The organism is Rhodococcus aerolatus, assembly GCF_054783215.1.
The window spans coordinates 47,083-69,930 of record NZ_BAAGQZ010000044.1 but is presented as its reverse complement, the minus strand read 5'-3'; the positions used below and the strand labels follow the sequence as shown (position 1 = coordinate 69,930).

The 22,848-nt window shown below is 74.8% G+C and carries 22 protein-coding genes and 1 pseudogene; 12 read left to right on the top strand and 11 right to left on the bottom strand.

The window, feature by feature from the left end; translation table 11 throughout:
• Positions 1-3: 3 nt before the first annotated feature.
• The 3 genes from ACYVOF_RS15965 to mqo form a co-directional block, all read right to left on the bottom strand.
• On the bottom strand, positions 4-915 hold the full coding sequence (locus ACYVOF_RS15965; RefSeq protein ID WP_460868172.1) for a DUF1731 domain-containing protein: 912 nt from the start codon (positions 913-915) through the stop codon (positions 4-6).
• Positions 912-2,012, bottom strand: a complete 1,101-nt coding sequence (locus ACYVOF_RS15960; protein WP_460868170.1) for a CaiB/BaiF CoA transferase family protein — start codon at positions 2,010-2,012, stop codon at positions 912-914. The genes ACYVOF_RS15965 and ACYVOF_RS15960 overlap by 4 nt, the downstream gene beginning before the upstream one ends.
• A 70-nt stretch (positions 2,013-2,082) precedes the next feature.
• On the bottom strand, positions 2,083-3,603 hold the full coding sequence (gene mqo / locus ACYVOF_RS15955; protein WP_460868474.1) for a malate dehydrogenase (quinone): 1,521 nt from the start codon (positions 3,601-3,603) through the stop codon (positions 2,083-2,085).
• A 344-nt stretch (positions 3,604-3,947) separates the two neighbouring features.
• Here mqo and ACYVOF_RS15950 point away from each other — a divergent pair, with 344 nt between their 5' ends.
• From ACYVOF_RS15950 to ACYVOF_RS15925, 6 genes are all read left to right on the top strand, one after another.
• Positions 3,948-4,463, top strand: a complete 516-nt coding sequence (locus ACYVOF_RS15950) for a (2Fe-2S)-binding protein (protein ID WP_460868168.1) — start codon at positions 3,948-3,950, stop codon at positions 4,461-4,463.
• Complete coding sequence (locus ACYVOF_RS15945) at positions 4,460-6,952, top strand: xanthine dehydrogenase family protein molybdopterin-binding subunit (protein WP_460868167.1); 2,493 nt, start codon at positions 4,460-4,462, stop codon at positions 6,950-6,952. The genes ACYVOF_RS15950 and ACYVOF_RS15945 overlap by 4 nt, the downstream gene beginning before the upstream one ends.
• A complete protein-coding gene (locus ACYVOF_RS15940; RefSeq protein ID WP_460868165.1) occupies positions 6,949-7,806 on the top strand; it encodes an FAD binding domain-containing protein in 858 nt (285 codons plus the stop codon). The genes ACYVOF_RS15945 and ACYVOF_RS15940 overlap by 4 nt, the downstream gene beginning before the upstream one ends.
• Entirely contained in the window at positions 7,806-8,585 is a 780-nt protein-coding gene (locus ACYVOF_RS15935; protein WP_460868164.1) for an SRPBCC family protein, read from the top strand. Before ACYVOF_RS15940 ends, ACYVOF_RS15935 begins: the two co-directional genes overlap by 1 nt.
• A gap of 106 nt (positions 8,586-8,691) precedes the next feature.
• The gene (locus ACYVOF_RS15930) at positions 8,692-9,402 is read left to right on the top strand and encodes a molybdopterin-dependent oxidoreductase (RefSeq protein ID WP_460868162.1); all 711 of its coding nucleotides are present in this window, start codon (positions 8,692-8,694) and stop codon (positions 9,400-9,402) included.
• On the top strand, positions 9,399-10,004 hold the full coding sequence (locus ACYVOF_RS15925) for a cytochrome b/b6 domain-containing protein (protein ID WP_460868160.1): 606 nt from the start codon (positions 9,399-9,401) through the stop codon (positions 10,002-10,004). Before ACYVOF_RS15930 ends, ACYVOF_RS15925 begins: the two co-directional genes overlap by 4 nt.
• Here the strand turns inward: ACYVOF_RS15925 and ACYVOF_RS15920 are convergent, their stop codons facing one another.
• Complete coding sequence (locus ACYVOF_RS15920; RefSeq protein ID WP_460868158.1) at positions 10,005-10,562, bottom strand: DUF4188 domain-containing protein; 558 nt, start codon at positions 10,560-10,562, stop codon at positions 10,005-10,007.
• Positions 10,563-10,624: 62 nt separating this feature from the next.
• On the opposite strand from ACYVOF_RS15920, the gene ACYVOF_RS15915 reads away from it, so the two are divergent.
• The gene (locus ACYVOF_RS15915) at positions 10,625-11,281 is read left to right on the top strand and encodes a MerR family transcriptional regulator (protein WP_460868156.1); all 657 of its coding nucleotides are present in this window, start codon (positions 10,625-10,627) and stop codon (positions 11,279-11,281) included.
• Here ACYVOF_RS15915 and ACYVOF_RS15910 read toward each other — a convergent pair.
• The 3 genes from ACYVOF_RS15910 to ACYVOF_RS15900 form a co-directional block, all read right to left on the bottom strand.
• Entirely contained in the window at positions 11,278-11,676 is a 399-nt protein-coding gene (locus tag ACYVOF_RS15910) for an SRPBCC family protein (RefSeq protein WP_460868154.1), read from the bottom strand. The two genes, ACYVOF_RS15915 and ACYVOF_RS15910, sit on opposite strands and share 4 nt — an antisense overlap.
• Before the next feature lie 93 nt (positions 11,677-11,769).
• Entirely contained in the window at positions 11,770-13,449 is a 1,680-nt protein-coding gene (locus ACYVOF_RS15905; RefSeq protein WP_460868152.1) for a DNA repair helicase XPB, read from the bottom strand.
• Between the two features lie 78 nt (positions 13,450-13,527).
• Entirely contained in the window at positions 13,528-15,825 is a 2,298-nt protein-coding gene (locus tag ACYVOF_RS15900) for a helicase-associated domain-containing protein (protein WP_460868150.1), read from the bottom strand.
• An 88-nt stretch (positions 15,826-15,913) separates the two neighbouring features.
• Between ACYVOF_RS15900 and ACYVOF_RS15895 the strand changes: the two genes are divergently transcribed.
• From ACYVOF_RS15895 to ACYVOF_RS15875, 5 genes are all read left to right on the top strand, one after another.
• Positions 15,914-16,102, top strand: coding sequence for a hypothetical protein (locus ACYVOF_RS15895; RefSeq protein WP_460868147.1), 189 nt, complete (start codon positions 15,914-15,916; stop codon positions 16,100-16,102).
• 126 nt (positions 16,103-16,228) lie between these two features.
• A complete protein-coding gene (locus tag ACYVOF_RS15890; RefSeq protein ID WP_460868146.1) occupies positions 16,229-17,671 on the top strand; it encodes a malic enzyme-like NAD(P)-binding protein in 1,443 nt (480 codons plus the stop codon).
• Between the two features lie 143 nt (positions 17,672-17,814).
• A complete protein-coding gene (gene moaC / locus ACYVOF_RS15885) occupies positions 17,815-18,291 on the top strand; it encodes a cyclic pyranopterin monophosphate synthase MoaC (protein WP_460868145.1) in 477 nt (158 codons plus the stop codon).
• Positions 18,284-18,760 carry a MogA/MoaB family molybdenum cofactor biosynthesis protein gene (locus tag ACYVOF_RS15880; RefSeq protein ID WP_460868143.1) on the top strand — a complete coding sequence of 159 codons (477 nt, stop codon included), beginning with the start codon at positions 18,284-18,286 and terminating at the stop codon, positions 18,758-18,760. The genes moaC and ACYVOF_RS15880 overlap by 8 nt, the downstream gene beginning before the upstream one ends.
• A complete protein-coding gene (locus tag ACYVOF_RS15875) occupies positions 18,757-19,185 on the top strand; it encodes a molybdenum cofactor biosynthesis protein MoaE (protein WP_460868141.1) in 429 nt (142 codons plus the stop codon). The genes ACYVOF_RS15880 and ACYVOF_RS15875 overlap by 4 nt, the downstream gene beginning before the upstream one ends.
• Before the next feature lie 90 nt (positions 19,186-19,275).
• On the opposite strand, the gene ACYVOF_RS15870 is transcribed toward ACYVOF_RS15875, so the two are convergent.
• The 4 genes and pseudogenes from ACYVOF_RS15870 to moaA all read right to left on the bottom strand — a co-directional run bounded on the left by ACYVOF_RS15870 (position 19,276) and on the right by moaA (position 22,809).
• Positions 19,276-19,887, bottom strand: coding sequence for a LysM peptidoglycan-binding domain-containing protein (locus ACYVOF_RS15870; RefSeq protein WP_460868140.1), 612 nt, complete (start codon positions 19,885-19,887; stop codon positions 19,276-19,278).
• A 763-nt stretch (positions 19,888-20,650) separates the two neighbouring features.
• A pseudogene (locus ACYVOF_RS15865) lies at positions 20,651-21,004 on the bottom strand (transglycosylase family protein); the annotation flags it as partial.
• Positions 21,005-21,455: 451 nt separating this feature from the next.
• A complete protein-coding gene (locus ACYVOF_RS15860; RefSeq protein ID WP_460868138.1) occupies positions 21,456-21,740 on the bottom strand; it encodes a MoaD/ThiS family protein in 285 nt (94 codons plus the stop codon).
• 1 nt (position 21,741) lies between these two features.
• Entirely contained in the window at positions 21,742-22,809 is a 1,068-nt protein-coding gene (gene moaA / locus ACYVOF_RS15855; RefSeq protein ID WP_460868136.1) for a GTP 3',8-cyclase MoaA, read from the bottom strand.
• Positions 22,810-22,848 lie beyond the last annotated feature (39 nt).

The window sequence follows — 22,848 nt, the reverse complement described above, 5'->3', positions numbered from 1 at the left end:
CCGTCAGCGGCCGGGGGCGGGGCCCACGAGGTCGTCCAGCGCGGCGTCGAGGTCGGGGAAGCGGAACTCCACCCCGTGGGCGAGCAGGGCCCGGGGCACGGCCCGGCACCCGCCGAGGGTCCGCGCGGGGTCGGTGTGCTCGAAGCGGGCCGCCACCCGGACCAGCGCCGCCGGGGTGGGCAGGGCGAGGCGCCGACCCAGCCGCGCGCGCAGCGCGGCCATGAGCTCGGCGTTGCGCACCGGCCCGGGCGCCGCCACCACCAGCGGCCCGCTCAGCCCCGGGTCGGTCAGCGCGCGGTGGGCCACGGCCACCCAGTCCTCGGCGTGCACCCAGCTCACCCACTGCGCGCCGCTGCCGATGCGGCCGCCGCGGCCCCGCAGGGTCAGCTCGACGACGTGCTCCAGGGCGGGCGCCCCGACGTCGAGCACGGTCGCCGTCCGCAGCAGCACGGTGCGGGTCGCCGCCACGTCGGCCGCCGCCTGCTCCCAGGCCCGCGCGACCCCGGCCAGCTGCGGCGGGCCGTCGGCCGGGGGCGTCGTCTCGTCGACCTCGGTGTCCCCGGCGTCGCCGTGCACGGCCAGGGTCGAGGCCTGCAGCCACACCGGCACCGGCTCGTCCAGCGCGGCCGCGGCGGTGGCCAGCGCGCGGGTCGGGTCCACCACCGAGGCGCGGGCCCGGGCCACGTTCTCGGCCGTGGGCCGGCCGTCGACGAGGCCGCCGCACAGGTTCACCACGGCGGCACCGGCCAGCTCGTCGGCCCAGCCGCCCACCGTGCGGCCGTCCCAGCCGACCTGGCGGTGCACGTGCGGCCGGGGGTCGCGGGTCAGCACGACGACCTCGTGGCCGCGCTCGGCCAGGTGGTCGCACAGCGGCCGGCCGAGCGCGCCCGTGCCGCCGGCGACGACGACCTTCACCGTGGCCCGCCCCAGCCCGCGAGGACGTCGGCGACGGTCGAGGCGGCCCGCGGCGGGGCGGCCGGGGTCGCGGGCGCGGTGCGGGAGAAGCGGGGCGCGGGGGCGGGCTGGGTGGCGCCGTCGATCTCGACGAGGTTGGCCCGCGCGGCCATGTGGGGGTGCGCGGACGCCTCGCCCCACGTCAGCACCGGGGTGACGCACGCGTCGGTCCCGTCGAACACCGCGGCCCACTCGTCGCGGGTGCGGGTGGCGATGCGCTCGGTCAGCGCGGCGCGCAGCTCCGGCCAGCGGGCCACGTCGCCCTGCCCGGGCAGCGCGGCGGGGTCGAGCTCGAGCCCGGCGAGCAGCTGGGCGTAGAACTGCGGCTCCAGCGACCCGACGGCGAGGAACCGCCCGTCGGCGCAGGTGTAGGTGTCGTAGAACGGGGCGCCCGTGTCGAGCAGGTTCACCCCGGGCTCGTCGCGCCAGGCCCCGGCGCCGCGCATCGCCCAGATCATGTGGGCCAGCGCGCCGACGCCGTCGACCATGGCCGCGTCGACGACCTGCCCCTGCCCGGAGCGCTCCCGCTCCAGCAGCGCGGACAGCACGCCGACGACGAGGAACATCGAGCCGCCGCCGAAGTCGCCCACGAGGTTCATCGGCGGGACGGGCCGCTCCCCGGCGCGGCCGATGGCGGCGAGCGCCCCGGTGACGGAGATGTAGTTGATGTCGTGACCGGCCCGCGGGGACCAGGGCCCGTCCTGGCCCCACCCCGTCATCCGGCCGTAGACCAGCCGCGGGTTGCGGGCGGCGCAGTCCTGCGGCCCCAGGCCCAGCCGCTCGGTGACCCCGGGGCGGAACCCCTCCAGCAGCACGTCGGCCGCCGCGACCAGGTCGAGCACGGCGTCGCGGCCCGCCGGGTCCTTGAGGTCGACCTCGACCACGCGGCGGCCGCGCTGCTGCTGGTCGGCGCTGCCGTGCTCGCCGGGCAGCCCGCCGGCGCGCTGCACCCGCACCACGTCGGCGCCCAGGTCGCCCAGCAGCATCGCCGCGTGCGGGCCGGGCCCGATCCCCGCCAGCTCGACGACCCGGACGCCCTGCAGGGGACCACTGCTCATGGCGCCGACCCTATCGAGCACGACCCGCCCGGTCGGGGAGGCCGGGCGGGCGTCGGGGACCCGCCGCGGCTCAGCGGGCGAGGGCGGGCTCGGGCCGCGACGCGCGGTCCAGGCCCAGGGTGGTCGAGGTGTCCTCGCGGATCTCGGCCAGCAGGTCGGGGTGCTCGGCCAGCGCCAGCCCGGCCGACGGGATCATCTCGCGGAGCTCCGGCAGCCAGCCCGCGTGCTCCTCGGGGAAGCAGCGCTCGAGCACGTCGAGCATGATCGGCACCGCCGTCGAGGCCCCGGGCGAGGCGCCCAGCAGGCCGGCCACGCTGCCGTCGGCCGAGGTGACGACCTTGGTGCCGAACTGCAGCACCCCGCCGCGGCGGCGGTCCTTCTCGATGACCTGCACGCGCTGCCCGGCGGTGATCAGCTCCCAGTCGGCCGAGTCGGCCTCGGGGACGAACTTCTCCAGCTCGCCGAAACGGGTGCCCCGGGACTGGAACACCTGGGAGACCATGTAGCGCACCAGGTCCAGGTTGTCCCGGCCCACGGCCATCATCGGGATGATGTTGTTGGGCCGCACCGAGCGCGGCAGGTCCAGCAGCGAGCCCTCCTTGAGGAACTTCGGCGTGAACCCGGCGTAGGGGCCGAACATGAGGCCGCGCTGCCCGCCGATGACGCGGGTGTCGAGGTGGGGCATCGACATGGGCGGGGCGCCCAGGGCGGGCTTGCCGTAGACCTTGGCGTGGTGCCGGGCGACGACCTCGGGGTTGGTGCAGCGCAGGAACTGCCCGCTGCCCGGGAACCCGCCCAGGCCCTTGACCTCGGCGATGCCGGTGCGCTGCAGCAGCGGCAGGGCCGCGCCGCCGGCACCGACGAAGACGAACGTGGAGCGCGCCCGGGTGGTCGTCCCGGTCGTGGTGTCCTCGGCGGTGACCGTCCAGGCGCCGTCGCTGCCCCGCTCGAGGTCCTTCACCCGGTGGGAGTAGGCGATGTCGACGTCCTGCTCCTTGAGCCGGGTCAGCAGCGCCCCGGTCAGCGCGCCGTAGTCGACGTCGGTGCCCAGGCCCATCGAGGTCGCGGCGACGGGGGTGGCCCGCTCGCGGCCGGCGAACATCAGCGGCAGCCACTGCTCGAGCTGGTCGCGGTCGTCGGAGAACTCCATGCCGGCGAACAGCGGGCTGCGGGTCAGCGCCGCGTGCCGCTTGCGGAGGAACTCCACGTCGGCCGGGCCCTCGACGAAGCTCATGTGCGGGATGGAGTTGATGAAGCGCGACGGCCGGTCGAGCTGGCCGGTGCGGACCAGGAACGCCCACAGCTGGCGGGACTGCTCGAACTGGTCGGCGATGACGAGGGCCTTGCTGGTGTCGATGCCGCCGTCGGCCGTCTCGGGGGTGTAGTTCAGCTCGCAGAAGGCGGAGTGGCCGGTCCCGGCGTTGTTCCACGGGTCGGAGGACTCGGTGGCCGCGGCGTCGCGGGACTCGAACACCCGGACGGTCCAGTGCGGGGCGACGGTCTTGATCATCGTGGCGAGCGTGGCGCTCATGATCCCGGCCCCGATGAGGATGGCGTCGACCTGCTCGGCGCGCCCCGTGCTGCTGCCCATGACCTCTGCCACCTCGTCGTCGTCGACCCGGTCGGTCCCGCGGTGGATCGCACCGCCGGACCAGGAAAGTTCACCTGGACAATGGTTCTCGGGCGCCCCGGAGGCAAAGCGGAGTGACCCCGGTCTCAGCGCGCGGGCGGGCCCGTGACGCTCGGTGCGGACGCCGCTCCCGGGCCCCGACGGGGGCGGGCGGGCGGGTCGCTGCACGTCACGGCGGCGCGGTGGCACCCGGTGCCTGAAACCTCGGTGCAACGGTTGCCCGCGGACGTGACGTCGGACACCCTGGTGGGGTGACCCGAGTCACGTGGGAACCCCCGCGGGCTCGACCGACCTAAGGAGTCTCGATGGCGCGCGTGAGCATGACCGTCGACGGTACGAACTACGTCGACGAAGTAGAGAACCGCACCCTCCTCGTCCACCACCTGCGCGAGCGGCTCGGCAAGGTCGGGACCGTCGTCGGGTGCGACACCAGCAACTGCGGGGCCTGCACCGTCCACCTCGACGGCCAGAGCGTGAAGTCCTGCTCCGTGCTCGCCGTGCAGGCGGACGGCGCCGACATCACCACCGTCGAGGGCCTGGCCAAGGACGGCGAGCTGCACCCGGTGCAGAAGGCCTTCCACGAGAACCACGGCCTGCAGTGCGGCTTCTGCACCCCCGGCATGATCATGCAGTCCATCGACCTCCTCGGGGACAACCCCGACCCCGACGACGAGCAGGTCCGCCACGGCCTGGAGGGCAACCTCTGCCGCTGCACCGGCTACCAGAACATCGTCAAGAGCGTCCGCGCCGCCGCCCAGGCCATGAAGCCGGGCGCCCACGCGAGCGCCCCCGAGTCCGCGAAGGTCGGTGAGCAGGCATGACCGCGACCCTGGACGGTGCCGGCACCCAGAAGGAGATGGGGCGCGCACGCCTGCGCAAGGAGGACGCCCGCCTCATCACCGGTCGCACCCGCTGGACCGACAACATCGTGCTGCCCGGCATGGTGCACGCCGCGATCCTGCGCAGCCCCTTCGCCCACGCGACCATCACCAACATCGACACCTCGGAGGCGCTGAGCCGCCCGGGCGTCATCGCGATCTACACCGGCAAGGACCTCGCCGACGAGCAGGGCTCGCTGCCCTGCGCCTGGCAGATCACGCCGGACTCCAAGATGCCGGCGCACCCGTCGCTGGCGGTGGACACGGTGAAGTTCGCCGGTGAGGCCGTCGCCGTGGTCGTGGCCCGCAGCCAGGCCGAGGCGATCGACGCCCTCGATGGCATCGACGTCGACTACGAGGACCTGCCCGTGGTCCTCGACATGGAGGCCGCCCTGGCCGAGGGCGCCGACCTCGTCCACCCCGACCTCGAGACCAACCGCAACGCGCTGTGGGTCTTCGACTCCGCCGAGGCGGGCTCCGGCGGCGACGTCGAGCAGGCCATCGCCGACGCCGAGGTCACCGTCACCCGCCGCTTCCGCCAGCAGAGGCTCATCCCCGCCTTCATGGAGCCCCGCTCCGTGGTCTGCGACCCCACCGGCGAGCAGGTCGTCCTGTACTCGGCCACCCAGGTGCCCCACATCGTGCGGCTGATGATGTCGATGACGCTCGGCATCCCCGAGCACAAGATGCGCGTCGTCGCCCCCGACGTGGGCGGCGGCTTCGGCGGCAAGCTGCAGATGACGCCCGAGGAGCTCCTCGCCGTGGTCATCGCCCGCAAGCTGGGCAAGCCGCTGAAGTACACCGAGTCCCGCTCGGAGTCCCTCGTCGCCGCCCACCACGGCCGCGACCAGATCCAGGACATCACCATCACGGCCACCCGCGACGGCTCCATCACCGGCCTCAAGGTCGAGCTGATGGCCGACATGGGCGCCTACCTCGGCCTGGTCACGCCCGGCGTGCCCGTGCTCGGGGCCTTCATGTTCAACTCGATCTACAAGATCCCCGCGTACCACTTCGCCTGCACCAACGTCTTCACCAACAAGGCCTGGACCGACGCCTACCGCGGTGCGGGCCGGCCCGAGGCGACGTTCGGCATCGAGCGCATCGTCGACGAGCTGGCCGTCGAGCTCGGCATGGAGCCGATGGAGCTGCGCAAGAAGAACTGGATCACCCACGAGGAGTTCCCGTTCACCACGGTCGCGGGGCTCACCTACGACTCGGGCAACTACGAGGCCGCGACCGAGAAGGCCATGGAGCTGTTCGGCTACGACGAGCTGCGCGCGGAGCAGCAGCGCCGCCGCGAGTCGGGCGACCCGGTCCAGCTCGGCATCGGCATCTCCACCTTCACCGAGATGTGCGGCCTGGCCCCCTCCCGGGTGCTCGGCTCGCTGAACTACGGCGCGGGCGGCTGGGAGCACGCGGCCATCCGCATGCTGCCCACCGGCAAGGTCGAGGTCGTCACCGGCGCCACCCCGCACGGGCAGGGCCACGAGACGGCGTTCAGCCAGATCGTCGCCGACCGCCTCGGCGTGGCGTTCGAGGACGTCGAGCTCATCCACGGCGACACCCAGTCCTCGCCCAAGGGCCTGGACACCTACGGCTCGCGCTCGCTGGTCGTCGGGGGCATCGCCATCGTCAAGGCCGCCGACAAGGTCATCGAGAAGGCCAGGCCCATCGCGGCGCACCTGCTCGAGTGCTCGGTCGACGACCTGGAGTTCGCGGAGGGGAAGTTCTCCGTCAAGGGCACCGACGCGGGGGTCGCGCTCGGCGACATCTCGCTCGCCGTGTTCGCGGCGCACAACCTCCCCGACGGCATCGAGCCGAGCCTCGACTCGCAGGCCACCTTCGACCCGGAGAACTTCAACTACCCGCACGGCACCCACCTCTGCGCCATCGAGGTCGACACCGACACCGGGTTCTCCAAGATCCGCAACTACACCTGCGTCGACGACATCGGCGCCGTGGTCAACCCCCTGATCGTCGAGGGCCAGATCCACGGCGGGCTCGCCCAGGGCATCGCCCAGGCGCTCTACGAGGAGGCCGTGCACGACGAGTCGGGCACCCTGCTCACCGGCACCCTGGCCGACTACCTGGTCCCGTCGGCGGTCGACCTGCCGTTCTTCAACGTCGACCGCACCGAGACCCTGGCCACCTCGAACCCGCTGGGCGTCAAGGGCGTCGGCGAGGCGGGCACCATCGCCTCGACCCCCGCCGTGGTCAACGCGGTGCTCGACGCGGTCCGGCAGTTCGGCGTCACCGACGTCGAGATGCCCTGCTCCCCGCAGCGCGTGTGGCGGGCCATCCAGCAGGCCAAGGGCACCCTCGGCTCGGGTGGCCCCGGCGGGCAGGACACCCCGGAGGCCGGCGGCGGCCTCGGCAGCACCGACTCCTCCTCCAACGTCGACCAGTCCACCCCGGGAGCCCAGGCATGATCCCCGCACCGTTCGAGTACGTCGCCCCCACCACGGTCGCCGAGGCGCTGCAGGCCCTCGCCGACGGCGGTGAGGACGCCAAGGTCCTGGGCGGCGGGCAGAGCCTGCTGCCGGTGCTGCGGCTGCGCATGGCCGACCCCAGCGTGGTCATCGACCTGTCGCGGGTCAGCGAGCTCAAGGGTGTTCGCGACGACGGTGACGCCATCGTCATCGGCGCCATGACCACCCACCACGACGTCATCGGTGACCCGCTGGTCGGCGAGCACGCCGCCCTGCTGGCGCTGACGACCTCGACGGTGGCGGACCCGCAGATCCGCCACCGCGGCACCCTCGGCGGGGCCCTGGCCCACGCCGACCCGGCCGGCGACCTCGGCGCCCCCGTCCTCGCGCTCGACGCGGAGATGGTCATCACGGGGCCCGACGGGCAGCGGACGGTGGCGGCGAAGGACTTCTTCGTCGACATCTTCACCACCGCCCTCGAGCCGACCGAGCTGCTCACCGCGATCCGCATCCCCAAGCACACCGGGTGGGGCGCGCGGTACGAGAAGCTCAACCGGGTCGCCCAGGCCTGGTCGATCGTGGCCGTGGCCGCGGCGGTGCGCCTCGACGGCGACACCATCGCCGAGGCCAAGGTGGCGCTGACCAACATGGGCTCCACCCCGCTGCGGGCGGCGGCCGTGGAGCAGGCGCTCGTCGGCCAGCCGGCCACGACGGAGGCGATCACCGCCGCCGCGGCCCACGCCGCCGAGGGCACGTCGCCGGGGTCCGACATCGGCGCCGACGCCGACTTCCGGTCGCACCTGGCCGGGGTCCTCACGGGCCGGGCGCTGACCGCGGCAGCCGGGGTCAGCTGATGGACCTCGAGCACAGCTTCTCCGTCGACGCGCCGATCGACGTGGTGTGGAAGGCGTTCAACGAGCCGGACCGGGTGGCCCCGTGCTTCCCCGGTGCGACGTTGACCGACTCGACCGACACCACGTTCACCGGCACGGTCAAGGTCAAGCTGGGCCCGATCGCCATGCTCTACAAGGGCGTGGGGGAGTTCGTCGAGACCGACGAGGCCGCGCACCGGGCCGTGATCGACGCCCGGGGCAAGGACTCGCGCGGCAACGGCCAGGCCAGCGCCAAGGTGACGGCCACGCTGACCGCGAACGGTGACGACAAGACCGACGTGGTCGTGCTGACCGACCTGTCCATCACGGGCAAGCCGGCCCAGCTCGGCCGCGGTCTCATCGCCGAGGTCGGCGGGAAGATCATCGGGCAGTTCGCGGACTGCCTCGGCCAGCGTCTCGGGGCCGAGCAGGAGGCGGCGTCCGAGCCGGCGGCGGCTACCGAGGCCCCGGCGGCCCCCGTCACCGACGGGGCGGCGTCGACGCTGGCGGGCACCCCGTCGGCGGCGTCGACCGCGGGTGGTGTCGGCGGTCCGTCGACGGGGGCGGGGACGGTGACGCCCTCGGCGGCCCCGGCCACGCCCGCGCCGGCGGCGAAGAAGCCGGTCAACTACCCGCCCACGCCGGACGCGATCGACCTGCTGGACTCCGGCGGCTCGGCCGTGGCCAAGCGCGTCGCCCCCGTGGCCGGTGCGGCCGTGGTCGGCGGGCTGGTCGTCTGGCTGGTCATGCGCAAGAAGTAACCCTCTCGGCCCGCTCGGCATCCAGCGGGCTCGATGCACTCCCGGACCCCCGGTGCGTGCATCGAGCCCGCTGGACGCACGTCCGGGGGTGCGTACCGTCGGGGGCGTGGGGGACGAGCGGGGGGCGCCGGTGGGGCGGCGCGTGTTCCTCGGCCTCGTCGGGCTGGGCGCGCTCGGGGTGGCCGTCGGTGCCCCGGTGCAGCGCGGCCTGAGCGAGGCGCTGGCCCCCGTCCAGCTGCGCGACCCCACCGGGCTGACCGCGCTGCTGCCGCTGGGCAACGAGTTCCGCTTCTACTCCGTCACCGGCGCCGTGACCCCCGCCGACCCGGCCACCTACCGGCTCACCGTCGACGGCCTGGTCCAGCGCCCCGGGTCGTACTCCCTCGACGACCTCGCCACGCTGCCGCAGACCGGCTACACCCGCGACTTCCAGTGCGTCACCGGGTGGCGGGTGCTCGACGTCGCCTTCTCCGGGGTCGCCGTGGCCACCCTGCTCGACGCGGCCGGCGCGCAGGACGGTGCCGACGGCGTCACCTTCACCTCGTTCGACGGCACCTACACCGAGAGCCTGACCATGGCCCAGGCCCGGGCCTCCGACGCGATCGTGGCCACGTCGATGCTCGGCGCCCCCGTCACCCACGACCACGGCGGCCCGGTGCGCACCCACGTCGGGTCGATGTACGGCTACAAGGGCACCAAGTGGCTCTCCGGCATCACCGTGACCCGCGGGCAGGTGGACGGGTACTGGAAGCGCCGGGGCTACGACGTCGACGGCACCGTGGGCGCCAGCAACGGCCGTCAGGACTCGCCGACGTGAGCGACGAGCCGGACCTGCTCCGCTTCACCCGGGCCGAGCGCCTGGTGCACCGCAGCGTAGCCGTGCTCGTCGGCGTCTGCGTGCTCACCGCGGCGGTGCTCTACCTCGAGCCGCTGGCCACCCTGGTCGGGCACCGGCCGGTGGTGACGTTCCTGCACGTGTGGGCGGGCGTCGCGCTCGTGGTGCCGCTGCTCGGCGGGCTCGCCTCGAAGGCGTACCGCGCCGACCTGGGACGGCTGAACCGGATGGACACCCGGGACCGGCTGTGGCTCGCCGACCGGGCCGTGCGGGCCCGCAACCGGGAGGTCGGCAAGTTCAACGCCGGCCAGAAGCTCAACACCACCCTGAGCGGGGCCTCGCTGCTGGTCCTGCTGGGCACCGGCTCGATCATGGCCTGGACGTGGCCGGCCCCGGTGGCGCAGCGCACGGGGGCGACCTTCGTCCACGACGTCACCGCGCTGCTGTTCGGCCTCCTCGTCGCCGGGCACGCCTGGCAGGCGCAGAACGACCCCGAGGCGCGGTACGGCATGCGCACCGGGCGCGTCGGCCCGGCGTGGGCGCGGCGGCACCACCCCGCCTGGGCGGCCGACCCGGACGACTGATCAGGCCTGGCGCCCCACCTCGAGACCGCCGGCCGAGTCGTGCACCCGCCGGGTGGCGGCCGTGCGGCGGCGGCTCCCGACCGGCACGAGGCCGTGGGCGGCACCGAGCCCGAACGCGGGCATGTTGCCGTACAGCGTCTCCACCTGGTCCGGGCCGACGACGTAGGTCTCGTGCCAGATGCCGACGTCGGCGGTGGCGGCGACCTTCCGGTTGAAGTCGCGCCAGGCGGTGGCGTGGAAGTGCTCCGGGTTCGTCGCGAACCGGCCGAGCTCCTCGGCCGAGCGCCAGTGCTGCACCGTCATGATGTCGCGGCCCGAGAGCCAGCTGCGGGCCCCGAGCAGCGGGGAGTCGTCCTGGGTGAGCAGCTCGCGCAGCATCGTGCCCATCGCCGTGGCGACCGGCACCCAGCGGTCCGGCCGGCGCAGCCGGTTCACGCGCATGCCGATGAGGAACAGCACCGTCTCCTCGGGGAGGTCGGCGGAGGCGACGCCGGCGACGACACCCCGGGTGGTGCGGGTCTCGGCGCCGCGGTAGGCGGGCGGCAGGGTGGCGGTCACGGCGGGCTCCAGGGTTGATTGGGTAGTGCTACTTCCTAGTTGGAGAGTGGCACTATCCATCAATGACGTCAACCCCGGGGTCCTACGGGCTGGGTGCGCTCGCCGAGGCGGCGGGGCTGCCGGTCGGCACGGTGAAGTACTACCTGCGCGAGGGCCTGCTGCCCCCGGGACGGCTGCGCAGCGCGACGCGGGCCGACTACGACGACGAGCACCTGCGGCGGCTGCGCCTGCTGCGCCTGCTCCGCGAGGTCGGCGAGGTGCCCATCGACCGGCTGCGCGGCCTCGTCGAGGTGCTGGAGTCCGGCGGCCCGGGGCTCGAGCTGGTGGGCTCGGGGGTGGCCGCGCTGGCGCCCGCACCGCGCGGCCCGGCCCACGCGCAGGACGACCGCGCCACCCGGCTCGCGGACGACCTGCTCGCCGCGCACGGCTGGGCGCTGCCGCCGGGCTCGGACTCCTACGCGCGCCTGACGGAGGTGCTGGCGACGGCGCTGGAGTTCGAGCGCGAGGGCCCGGGACCGATCGAGGAGCACGTGCGCAGCTACGCCCGGGTGGCCGACGAGCTCGGGGCGTCCGACATCGCCGCGATCGACGCCGACGACCCGGCCGACATGCTCGCCCAGGTGGTCGTGGGCAAGGTGGTCTACGGCCGGCTGCTCGACGTGCTGCGCGACGTCGCCGAGGCCCACCACGCCGTGCGCCGCTGGGGCGGGTCGGGCTAGTCGCGGTCCTCGAGCACCCGGCGCAGCCGGTCGAGGTCGGCGCGCACCGCGTCGGCGTCGCGCTCGAGGTCCCCGCCGAGGTCGCCCACGACGGTGAGCACCACCTCCGCGCCGTCGCCGTTGGCCACCACGCGCAGCGGCACCGTCAGGTCGAGGCCGTCGGCGTCGCGCACCCGGTGGTCGGCCACCCCCAGGTCGTTCTCGGGGCAGAACTCCACGTGGACCTCGCCGCCGGCGGCCGTGGTGACCAGCCAGCGGCCGTCCTCCCACCGGACGTCGCGGGCCATGCCCGGCGCCCAGCGGGGCAGCTGCTGCAGGTCGCGGACGAACGCCAGGACGTCGCCCGGCGGACGGTCGATGGTGACGGCCAGGGTGCGTGCAGGTCGGGTGCCCATGCCCCACCACTGTGCCCCACCGCGGTTGGAGTGCCAATGGTCGTCACCCGGTGGGAATGACCACCACTGGCACTCCAACGGCCGGGGAGGGCGTCAGCCGACGTCGGGGATCGGCGGGCCCAGCAGGTCGTCGGCGTCGGTGATGCGGTAGGCGTAGCCCTGCTCGGCCAGGAAGCGCTGCCGGTGCGCGGCGTAGTCGGCGTCGAGGGTGTCCCGCGCGACGACGGAGTAGAAGTGCGCCTGCCCGCCGTCGTGCTTGGGCCGCAGCAGCCGGCCCAGGCGCTGCGCCTCCTCCTGCCGCGAGCCGAACGTCCCCGACACCTGCACGGCCACCGACGCCTCGGGCAGGTCGATGGAGAAGTTCGCCACCTTGCTCACCACGAGCACGGTGATCTCGCCCCGGCGGAACGCGTCGAAGAGCTTCTCGCGCTCCTTGTTCGACGTCGACCCCTGGATGACGGGGGCGTCGAGGGCCTGGCCGAGCTCGTCGAGCTGGTCGAGGTAGGCCCCGATGACCAGCGTCGGCGCCCCGGGGTGGCGGTCGAGGATCGACTGCACCACCGGCAGCTTGGTCCGCGCCGTGGAGCACAGCTTGTAGCGCTCCTCCGGCTCGGCCGTGGCGTAGGCCAGGCGCTCCGCGTCGGTCAGCGTCACCCGCACCTCGACGCAGTCCGCCGGCGCGATCCAGCCCTGTGCCTCGATGTCCTTCCACGGCGCGTCGTAGCGCTTGGGCCCGATGAGGGAGAACACGTCGCCCTCGCGGCCGTCCTCGCGAACCAGCGTCGCGGTCAGGCCCAGGCGGCGCCGCGACTGCAGGTCGGCCGTCATCCGGAACACCGGGGCGGGCAGCAGGTGCACCTCGTCGTAGATGACCAGGCCCCAGTCGCGGGAGTCGAACAGCTCCAGGTGGCGGTACTCGCCCTTCGACTTGCGCGTCACCACCTGGTACGTGGCGATCGTCACCGGGCGGATCTCCTTGCGCTCCCCGGAGTACTCGCCGATCTCGTCCTCGGTCAGCGAGGTGCGGGCCACGAGCTCGCGCTTCCACTGCCGGCCCGCGACGGTGTTCGTCACCAGGATCAGCGTGGTCGCCTTGGCCCGGGCCATCGCTGCGGCGCCGACCATCGTCTTGCCCGCGCCGCAGGGCAGCACCACGACGCCCGAGCCGCCGGCCCAGAACGAGTCGGCCGCCATCTCCTGGTAGTCGCGCAGGTGCCAGGCGGGGGACTCCCCGTCGCCCTCGGTGTCGAGCTCGATGGGGTGCGCCTCGCCGTCGACGTAGCCCGCGAGATCCTCCGCGGGCCAGCCCACCTTGAGCAGCTGCTGCTTGAGCCGGCCCCGCTCCGAGGGGTGCACCAGCACGGTGTCGTCGTCCACGCGGGCGCCCAGCATCGGCGCGATCTTCTTGTGCCGCAGGATCTCCTCGAGCACGGCGCGGTCCAGGCTGATCAGGGCCAGGCCGTGCACCGGGCTCTTCACCAGCTGCAGCCGGCCGTAGCGGCCCATGGTGTCGACGATGTCGACCAGCAGCGGCTGCGGCACCGCGTAGCGGGAGAAGCTGACCAGCGCGTCGACGACCTGCTCGGCGTCGTGGCCCGCCGCGCGGGCGTTCCACAGCGCCAGCGGGGTGACGCGGTAGGTGTGGACGTGCTCCGGCGCGCGCTCGAGCTCGGCGAACGGGGCGATGGCCTGCCGGGCCGCCCCCGCCTGCGGGTGGTCGACCTCCAGCAGCAGCGTCTTGTCGGACTGGACGATGAGCGGTCCGTCGGTCACGCAGTTCCTCCCGATCTCGGTGTGCCCGGGTGGGGCAGCCCTCCATCATCCACCGTCGCGGCCCGGCGCGCTGCCGCGTCAGCCGGCGAGGGCCACCGAGGTGATGCGGTGCAGCGCGTAGCGGCGCACGGCGCCCGACCCGGCGTCGTACGCCGTGAGCACCCCGCCACCCACGCTGATGGGGTCCAGCACGCGCTGGCTGGCCACGCCGTTCTCGTCGACGTAGCCCAGCGCCAGGCTGCGGCGCTCCCGGGTGGCGCGGGTCAGCACGTCCAGGGTGGCCAGCCCGCTCGCCCGGGTGCCGTCGGTGACGAGGCGCTGCGAGGTGGTGGCGGCCAGCGCCCGGTCACCCGCGCGCAGCGCCTGCACCACCCCGAGGCGCTGGGCCTCGCCCGGCTGCCCGGAGCCGGGGCTGCGCCGCCGCGGCGGGCGGGCGGCCACCCGGGCACCGGCGGGGCGCAGGTCGAGCACCGAGCCCGACGCGTCCTCGCCCGCGGGGGCGAACCCGGCGCCGCGCAGCGCGGTGAGCACGTCGTGCAGCGGGACCCCGCTCACCGCCACGGTGGGGGCGATGCCCCGCAGGCCCAGGTCGGCGGCGACGGACGACGCCAGCACCTCGGCCAGCAGCGCCGGGTCGTCGGAGCGCAGGAACGACGAGGCCACGCCCGCGCGCAGCCGGCCGTGGCGGCGCGCGACGTCGTCGATGAGGTAGGTCAGCGCCTGCGGCACCGGGGTGCGGGAGCGGCGCTCGAACAGCGCGTGCAGCTCGGCGGCGCCGCGCCCGGCGTCGAGCGCGCGGCGCACCGAGTCCGGGCCCACCCGGTAGACGGTCGCGGCCCCGGCGGACTCCACGTCGGCGACGAGGGCGACCTCGCGGGCCAGCTCGGGCTCGAGCGGCCCGGGCGCCACCACGGTGAGGTCGGCCTGCACCAGCACGTGGTCGACGGGGGCGGGCAGCGCGGCGGCCATGGCGGCGGCGGCCGCGGCGTCGGGCTGCTCGCGGGACGCGGGCGGGGCGTCGGGACCGTCGAGCAGGGCCCGGCCGGGGGTGGAGAGCGCGCCGCGGCCCAGCAGGCCGAGGGTGCCCGCCTCGTCGAGGACCCAGCCGATGAGCTGGGTGCGCAGCCGCCCGCCCCAGCGCGGCCGCAGCCACGCCAGGACCTCCTCCACGGCGGTGGCCTCGAGCACCGTCCCGGTGGGCCGCTCGGCCAGCACGCCCAGCACCCGGCGGCGGTCGCGGGGGGCGCCCGGGGAGCCCATCTCCTCGGCGAACACCCCGAGCGGGCGGTCCTTGCCGTCGCGGCGGCCGTGCAGGCCGGGCAGCCGCGGCAGGTCGAGCCACGCCCGGGCCAGCACCGACCAGCGGGCCCCCGGCTCGGCCACCGACCAGGTGTCCACCACCGTCGTCGGCGCCCAGCTGACCTCGGCCTCGCCGGCGTCGCCCACGGCGAGCAGGCCGGCCCCGTGGAGCACCTCGAGCAGGAACGACGTGCGGGCGTCGGACAGCTCGGCGGCCTTGGCCACGCGGTGCAGCTCGCGCACCCCCAGCCCGCCCGAGCGCAGCACCGGCGCGGGGGCCTCACCGAGCGCGTCGAGCACCTGATCGGCGTGGCGCAGCAGCTCCAGGGCCTCGCCCCCGGCGGCGGCGTCGACGTCGGCCACCGGCACGCGGGTACCCCCGGGCGCCGGGGCCGTGCTGGGCGGGCTGACCGCGGTGGTGCGCGGGTCGGCCACCAGCGCGCTGCCGACCTGGCTGGGCAGCTCGACGGTCTCGTCGTCGATGCGCACCAGCAGCCCGGCGCGCAGCAGCTGCGGCACGGGGCGGTCGGCGGGGGCACCCGCGGCGGCATCGCGGGTGCGCCCGACGGGGGAGCCGGTGGCCAGCGCCTGCAGCAGCCGCAGCTGCGGTTCGGGCAGCGTGGCCACCAGGGCGGGCACGTCGACGTCGGCCAGCGCGTGCGACCAGCGGCCGAAGCGGGCGGCGCCGCGGTGGGCGGCCTCCCGCGCCCCGGGGACGACCTGCAGCGGGGACGTGTCGTCGCCGAGGCCCCACACCAGGGCGCGCTCGCGCAGCGCGGCCAGCGCCCGCTCGACGGCGGCGGGGTCGACGTCCGGGCCGAGCAGCGCCACCACCTCGGCGGCGTCCACCGGCCCCCCGCCCCCGGCCACGACGACGGCCTCGAGGGTGGCCAGGGTGAACGCGTCGAGCTCGTCGGCGGCGCGGGACACCGAGGCGCGCAACGCGGCCCGGGTGGCGAGCACCCGGGAGTCCGCGGGCGGGGGGACGCCCAGGTCGGGCCGCAGCGCGAGCAGCTCGACCAGCTCGTCGTCGGTGCGCTCGGCCAGCCAGGCGGCGAGGCTCTCGGGGTCGGTCATCGCTGCTCACGGTAGCCGCGGGTGCCGACACCGACCGCCCGAGGAGCCGGCTGGACGCCGCGGCGCGGGGCCTGGGACACTGGGGGGCGTGGCCAAGAAGGACGAGAAGCGCAGCCGTCAGTTCGTCGACCAGGGCTGGCCGACGCTGCCCGACGGGGAGCACGCGGTGACCGAGCTCGCCTCGCCGGTCGCGGGTGGCCTCTCGCCGTTCGGGGACGTGGAGTTCCCGCTGCCCGAGGTGCCCTACGACCACCCGCACACCGAGATCAACCGGTAGTCGGCCGGCCCCGCGGGCGAACTCAACGCACGCAACCCGGCCCTACCGGTCGGTAGCCTCACCGGGCCCCCGGACGGGCCTAGGGTCGAGCGGCCCCGCTCGTCGCGCCCTGGAGGTCGTCCGAACATGTCCCTGCCCGGTCCCGGCTACGCCATCACCGTCCGGCTCGAGGCCCCCGCCTCGGTGAGCGCCGCGGGTGACCTGACCACCGCGATCGGGGAGCAGGGCGGGGTCATGACGGCCTTCGACGTCGTCGAGTCCCACACCCGCTCGATCGTCGTCGACATCTCCTGCAACGCCACCTCCGAGGAGCACGCGCAGCAGATCACCGACCACCTGGGCTCGCTGCCCGGGGTGCGGGTGCGCAAGGTCTCCGACCGCACCTTCCTCATCCACCTCGGCGGCAAGATCGAGGTCAGCTCCAAGGTCTCGCTGCGCACCCGCGACGACCTCTCCCGCGCCTACACCCCCGGGGTGGCCCGGGTGTGCACCGCCATCGCGAACCACCCCGAGGACGCCCGCCGGCTGACGATCAAGCGCAACACCGTCGCCGTGGTCACCGACGGCTCCGCCGTGCTCGGCCTCGGCAACATCGGCCCCGCCGCAGCGCTGCCGGTCATGGAGGGCAAGGCGGCGCTGTTCAAGAAGTTCGCCGACGTCGACGCCTGGCCGGTGTGCCTGGACACCCAGGACACCGAGGAGATCATCCGCACGGTCCAGCTCATCGCCCCCGTCTACGGCGGCATCAACCTCGAGGACATCGCCGCGCCCCGCTGCTTCGAGATCGAGGCCCGGCTGCGCGACATGCTCGACATCCCCGTCTTCCACGACGACCAGCACGGCACCGCGGTGGTGGTGCTGGCCGCGCTGCGCAACGCGCTGCGGGTGGTGGGCAAGGAGATGAACGACGTCCGGGTGACGGTGTGCGGGGTCGGCGCCGCGGGCAGCGCGATCATCCGGCTGCTGCTGCCGCTGGCCCCGGCCTCGGTGACGGCCGTGGACGTCGACGGCATCGTGCACTCCGGCCGCGAGGGCATGGACGACAACCTCGCCTGGATCGCCTCGCACACCAACGCCGAGGGCCGCACCGGCACCCTGGCCGAGGCCCTCGTCGGCGCGGACGTGTTCATCGGGGTCAGCGCGCCCGGGCTGTTCGGCGCCGACGAGGTGGCCACGATGGCCGACGACGCGATCGTCTTCGCCCTGGCCAACCCGGACCCGGAGGTCGACCCGGCCGCCGCGCAGCGCCACGCCGCGATCGTCGCCACCGGCCGCAGCGACTACCCGAACCAGATCAACAACGTGCTGGCGTTCCCGGGCATCTTCCGGGGCCTGCTCGACGCGGGGGCCCGCGACATCACCGACGGGATGATGGTGGCCGCGTCGGCCGCGATCGCCGACGTGGTGGCCGAGCCCAACGCGAGCTTCATCATCCCCAGCGTGTTCGACACGTCCGTCGCCCCCGCGGTGGCCGCAGCGGTGCGGGCGGCGGCGGAGGAGGGCCTCGACCCGGCCCAGGCGGCCGCGGAGGCCGACGAGCGCGGCATCCCCGAGCTCGACGAGGCCTGACCGACGCCCGACCGGTCCGGGGGACGCCGTGCCCGTTCCTCCGGCCCCCGACCGGACCAGGGGCCCCCGTGGTCCGATCCGGTGGTGCCGCGCGTCCCACCGCGGCCACCGGAGGCCCGGACCGCGCGCCTAGAGTCGGCGCCATGACCGACGCCCGGCTGAGCCACACCGACGCCACCGGTGCCGCCCGGATGGTCGACGTCACCGACAAGGCCGTCACCGCCCGCACCGCCACCGCGACGGGCACCTTCCGCACCACCGCCGAGGTGGTCGGCCTGATCTCCAGCGAGGGCCTGCCCAAGGGCGACGCGCTGGCCACCGCGCGGATCGCCGGGATCATGGCCGCCAAGCGCACCCCCGACCTGGTGCCGATGTGCCACCCGCTGCCCGTCACCGGCGTGGTCGTGGATCTGGCGCTGGGGGAGTCCAGCGTCGAGGTGACGGCCACCGTGCGCACCACCGGCCGCACGGGGGTCGAGATGGAGGCGCTGACGGCGGTGGCCGTGGCGGGGCTGACGCTGCACGACATGGTCAAGGCCGTGGACCCCGGCGCGGTGATGGACGGGGTCCGGGTGGTCAGCAAGGCCGGCGGGAAGAGCGGGGAGTGGTCACGTGGGTAGCACGGCAGCGGTGGTCGTCGCCTCGAACCGGGCGTCGAGCGGGGTCTACGAGGACCGGACGGGCCCGGTGATCGTGGCCTGGCTGCGCGAGCGCGGTCACGAGGTCGGCGAGCCGCAGGTGGTGCCCGACGGCGAGCCCGTGGCCGAGGCGCTGCTGGCCGCGATCCGGGCGGGGGTCGACCTGGTGCTCACCACCGGCGGCACCGGCATCAGCCCGACGGACCTCACCCCGCAGGTGACGCGGCCCCTGCTCGACTACGAGGTGCCGGGCATCGCCGACGCGGTGCGCGCCTCGGGCTCCGACGCGGTGCCGACGTCGATCCTGTCCCGCGGGGTCGCCGGGGTGGCAGGACGCACGCTGGTGGTCAACCTGCCCGGGTCCACCGGGGGCGTCCGCGACGGCCTGGCCGTGCTCGACCCGGTGCTCGCGCACGCGCTGGACCAGCTGCGCGGCGGGGACCACCGGTGAGCGCGCGGGTCGTCCACACCGCCGTCACCACCGACGAGCTCTCGGTCGCGGGCCACGAGGCGATGGTGGCCGACGACGCCGCGGGGGCCGTGGTGAGCTTCGCCGGCGTCGTCCGCGACCACGACGACGGCCGCGGGGTGCACGCCCTGGACTACGAGGCGCACCCCAGCGCCGGTGCCCTGGTCGCCGAGGTGGCGGCCGACGTCGCCGAGCGGTCCGAGGGCGTCATCGCGGTGGCGGTGTCGCACCGGGTGGGCCCGCTCGTGGTCGGGGACGTGGCGCTGGCGTGCGCGGTGTCCGCCGCGCACCGGGGCGCGGCCTTCGCCGCGTGCGCCCTGCTGGTCGACGAGGTGAAGGCGCGGCTGCCGGTGTGGAAGCGCCAGCAGTTCGACGACGGCACCGACGAGTGGGTCGGCTCCGCCTGACCGCCCCGGGCAGGGAGCGGGCTTCCTGCCCCCGGGAGGGCCCGTGGGGGGCAGGAAGCCCGCTACCTGCCGTGGTGGCGTGCGGTCGGGTCAGCCGATGACGATCTGCTGGCCCGGGAAGATCGCGTTGATGTTGCCGCTCAGCCACGCGTTGAGCTGGACCAGCAGGTCCTGCGGGAGGCCGAGCGAGGCGGCGATGGAGCTGATGGTGTCGCCCAGCTGCACCACGTAGAAGCGCAGCCCGTCGTTGAACGCGGCGAACGGGTCGGCCGCCGGGGCGGGCGCGGGGGCCGGGACGGCGGACGGGGCGTCGCGCAGCGTCGGGGGTGCGGTGAGGCCGAGCCGCTGCGAGCAGGCGGGCCAGGCGCCCCAGCCCTGGCCGGCCAGCGTGCGCTCGGCGATGACGATCTGCTGCTCGCGGGTCGCGAGGTCGGCGCGGGGCGCGAACTGCCCGCCGCCGAAGGCCAGCCAGGTGGAGTTGGTGAACTGCACCCCGCCGTAGAACCCGTTGCCGGTGTTGATGGCCCAGTTGCCGCTCGACTCGCACTGCGCCAGGCGGTCCCAGTCGGAGTCGGGGGCTGCGGACGCGGGGGCGGCGGCCATGGCCAGCGGCACGCCGGCGACGACGCCGGTCACGGCCACGCGGGCGACGGCGCGGGAGGTGGTGGTGGGCTTGCGGTGGCGGCCTCGGTAGCTCGACATCGGGGTCCTCTCGGGTCGCCTGCGGAGTCAGCTGTCGGGTGCGGGCCCGGGAGGCGCCCGGCCACCGGGGGGTGGCTCAACCCCGAGGTCGCGGCGTGGGACGCTGCGACCGGTGCCCGGCGCGAGCCGGGCGGTGGGTTCTCCGTCCCCGTCCCTGGATCCGGCTGGGGTGGTGCCCGGGGGTCCGCGGGACGGGGCTCGGCGTGCGGTCCGGGTGGTCCGTCCTGTCACGAACCGGACACGACGCTACGTCGTCCCGGTCACAGATGCACATCAGCACGGCGCGCCTCACGTGCCTCTCGACGCACCTGTGCATCACGCACCGATCCCTGGACGCACGACACCCCCGCACCGGGGACCGGGCGGGGGTGTCGGGGTGGAGCTGGTGGCTGGATCAGCCGTTGACGAGCAGCACCTGGCCGACGTAGATCATGTCGGCGCTGGTGAGGACGTCGGAGTTCTTCTCGAACAGGGCGGTGTACCCGCCGGCGATGCCGTTGGCGGTGGCGATCGAGGAGAGGGTGTCGCCCTCCTTGACGGTGTAGTCGCCACCCTCCTTGTTCATGATGACGGCGGGGGCGGCGGCCTGGACCGGCGCCGACTGGGTGTAGCTGCTGCCGGAGCTCTGCTGCGGGGTGCTCTCGTAGCTGCTGGAGCCCTGGCTGCTCGAGGACCCGCTGCTGTAGCTGGAGCCCTGGTCGTAGCTGGAGCTGCTCTGCGAGGAGCCGCCGGTGTTGGTGCCGGAGTAGCTGGCCGAGGACGACAGGTTCGCGCCGCACACGGGCCACGCGCCGGGGCCCTGGGTGGCCAGGACGTTCTCGGCGACGGCGATCTGCTGCTCGCGCGAGGCGTTGGCCGCGCTGCCGGTGCCACCGTTGGCGGCCCAGGTGCTCGGGGTGAACTGCAGCCCGCCCTGGAAGCCGTTGCCGGTGTCGATGCCCCAGTTGCCGCCGCTCTCGCACTGGGCGACGGCGTCCCAGTTGTTGCCCGACTGGGCGTTGGCGGTGCCGGCGGTCAGCGCGACCGGGGCGCCGATGAGGGCACCGGTGACGGCGACGCGGGCGACGACGCGGGAGCTGGAGGCGGGCTTGCGGTGGCGGCCGTGGTAACGGGTCATCAGGTTTCTGGTTTCCTCTCGATTGCGCGCCTGCGGGGTCAGCTGTCGGGTTCGGGCTGGGAGGGCGCCCGGCCGCACCGCCCGGGCAGGGCGGTGGGGCTTCACCCCGAGGTCCGGCACCGCCCGGTGGGGCGGTGGCCGGTCCGGTGGGACGTGGGTCCCCCGCTGCCTGCCCCTGGTGGTCACTGGGGTCGATCCGGTTGCCGCGGGGCAGGCTTTGGCGCTGCGGTCCGTTCGTGGCCGGCGATCACCGGCCGGACGCGACCGTACGGGTCGAACGGGGTGGCGTCACGTCGCGGGCACGACCAGGTCTCGGACGGGTAACACGCGTCGAGGGTGCGGCGATCGACCCCGTCGGTGCAGGTCAGGCCCACCCCGGTGGCGTGTCGACACCGTCCTGAGACCCGTCCGTGATGTGATGCAGATCACATCGGGGCGGTGAAGTCCCTGTTCAGCCGCCCGCGAACGGCGGCAGCACGTCGACCACGGCGCCGTCGCGCAGCGCCGCAGACCGGTCGCGCACGGCCACCTCGTCGACGAGGAACGAGCACCGCGCCAGCACCCGGGCCAGCTCGGGCCGGCCCTCGCCCAGGGTCACCACGAGGTCCGCCACCGACGCCGTCCCGGCGGGCAGCGCGTGCTCGGCCTGCTCCGCCCCCGCGGCCGCCCGGGCCGCCGCGAAGAAGCGGACGGTGACCCGGACCCCGGTGGTGGTGCCGGTGTCGGTCTGCGCCACGTCAGCCCCCGATCGCGCTCATCGGGCGGTCGGGCTGCAGGAAGCTCGGGTCGTTGATCGCGTGCCCCGGCAGCTTGACCCACATCGCGTCCTGCCACGCCGCGGCCACCTCGTCGTCGGAGGCGCCCCCGCGCAGCAGCGCGCGCAGGTCGGTCTCCCCGGCGGAGAACAGGCAGTTGCGGATCTGGCCGTCGGCGGTGAGCCGGGTGCGGTCGCACGCCCCGCAGAACGGCCGGGTGACCGAGGCGATGACCCCGACGGTGCCGGGCCCGCCGTCGACCAGCCAGCGCTCGGCCGGGGCGGCGCCGCGGGGCTCGCCGTCGGGGGTGAGGGTGAAGCGCGCCCGCAGCGAGGCCAGGATCTCCTCGGCGGTGACCATCTCGGTGCGCTCCCACGCGTGCTGGGCGTCGAGCGGCATCTGCTCGATGATCCGCAGCTCGTAGCCGTGGGCCAGGCAGAAGGCGAGCAGGTCCGGCGCCTCGGTGTGGTTCACGCCCCGCTGCAGCACGGCGTTGACCTTGACCGGGGTGATGCCGGCCTCGGCCGCGGCCGCCATCCCGTCGACCACGTCGTGGAACCGGTCGCGCCGGGTGATGGCCGCGAACACCTCGGGCCGCACGGTGTCCAGCGAGACGTTCACCCGGTGCAGCCCGGCGGCGGCCAGGGCCGGGGCCTTGCGGCGCAGGGCCAGGCCGTTGGTGGTCAGCGACGTCTCGGGCGGGTGCGGCATCGCCGAGCACGCGGCGAGGACGTCGACGAGGTCGGCGCGCAGCAGCGGCTCGCCCCCGGTGAAGCGGACCTCGGTGACGCCGAGGCGGTCGGTGGCCAGCCGGACCAGGCGGACGATCTCCTCACCGGTGAGCACGTCCTGCGACGGCATCCAGTCCAGGCCCTCGGCGGGCATGCAGTAGGTGCAGCGCAGGTTGCAGCGGTCGGTCAGCGAGATGCGCAGGTCGGTGGCCACGCGGCCGTGGGAGTCGACGAGCGCCTCGGTGGCCGGGCGCGCCGGGTCGCGCCCCACGCCCCCGGTGGAGGCGGGGCTGGGCAGTCCCAGCGCGACGGTGCTCATGTGACCAGCCTAACGACGACCGCACACCGGCGCGCCCGC

Excerpts from the sequence above, each read along its gene's own strand:
- ACYVOF_RS15900 (WP_460868150.1), bottom strand. The coding sequence starts at position 15,825 with ATGACCGACCCCGAGAGCCTCGCCGCCTGGCTGGCCGAGCGCACCGAC.
- mqo (WP_460868474.1), bottom strand. The coding sequence starts at position 3,603 with ATGGGCAGCAGCACGGGGCGCGCCGAGCAGGTCGACGCCATCCTCATC.
- ACYVOF_RS15945 (WP_460868167.1), top strand. The coding sequence starts at position 4,460 with ATGACCGCGACCCTGGACGGTGCCGGCACCCAGAAGGAGATGGGGCGC.
- ACYVOF_RS15935 (WP_460868164.1), top strand. The coding sequence starts at position 7,806 with ATGGACCTCGAGCACAGCTTCTCCGTCGACGCGCCGATCGACGTGGTG.
- ACYVOF_RS15940 (WP_460868165.1), top strand. The coding sequence starts at position 6,949 with ATGATCCCCGCACCGTTCGAGTACGTCGCCCCCACCACGGTCGCCGAG.
- ACYVOF_RS15960 (WP_460868170.1), bottom strand. The coding sequence starts at position 2,012 with ATGAGCAGTGGTCCCCTGCAGGGCGTCCGGGTCGTCGAGCTGGCGGGG.
- moaA (WP_460868136.1), bottom strand. The coding sequence starts at position 22,809 with ATGAGCACCGTCGCGCTGGGACTGCCCAGCCCCGCCTCCACCGGGGGC.
- ACYVOF_RS15870 (WP_460868140.1), bottom strand. The coding sequence starts at position 19,887 with ATGTCGAGCTACCGAGGCCGCCACCGCAAGCCCACCACCACCTCCCGC.
- moaC (WP_460868145.1), top strand. The coding sequence starts at position 17,815 with ATGACCGACGCCCGGCTGAGCCACACCGACGCCACCGGTGCCGCCCGG.
- ACYVOF_RS15915 (WP_460868156.1), top strand. The coding sequence starts at position 10,625 with ATGACGTCAACCCCGGGGTCCTACGGGCTGGGTGCGCTCGCCGAGGCG.
- ACYVOF_RS15910 (WP_460868154.1), bottom strand. The coding sequence starts at position 11,676 with ATGGGCACCCGACCTGCACGCACCCTGGCCGTCACCATCGACCGTCCG.
- ACYVOF_RS15950 (WP_460868168.1), top strand. The coding sequence starts at position 3,948 with ATGGCGCGCGTGAGCATGACCGTCGACGGTACGAACTACGTCGACGAA.
- ACYVOF_RS15890 (WP_460868146.1), top strand. The coding sequence starts at position 16,229 with ATGTCCCTGCCCGGTCCCGGCTACGCCATCACCGTCCGGCTCGAGGCC.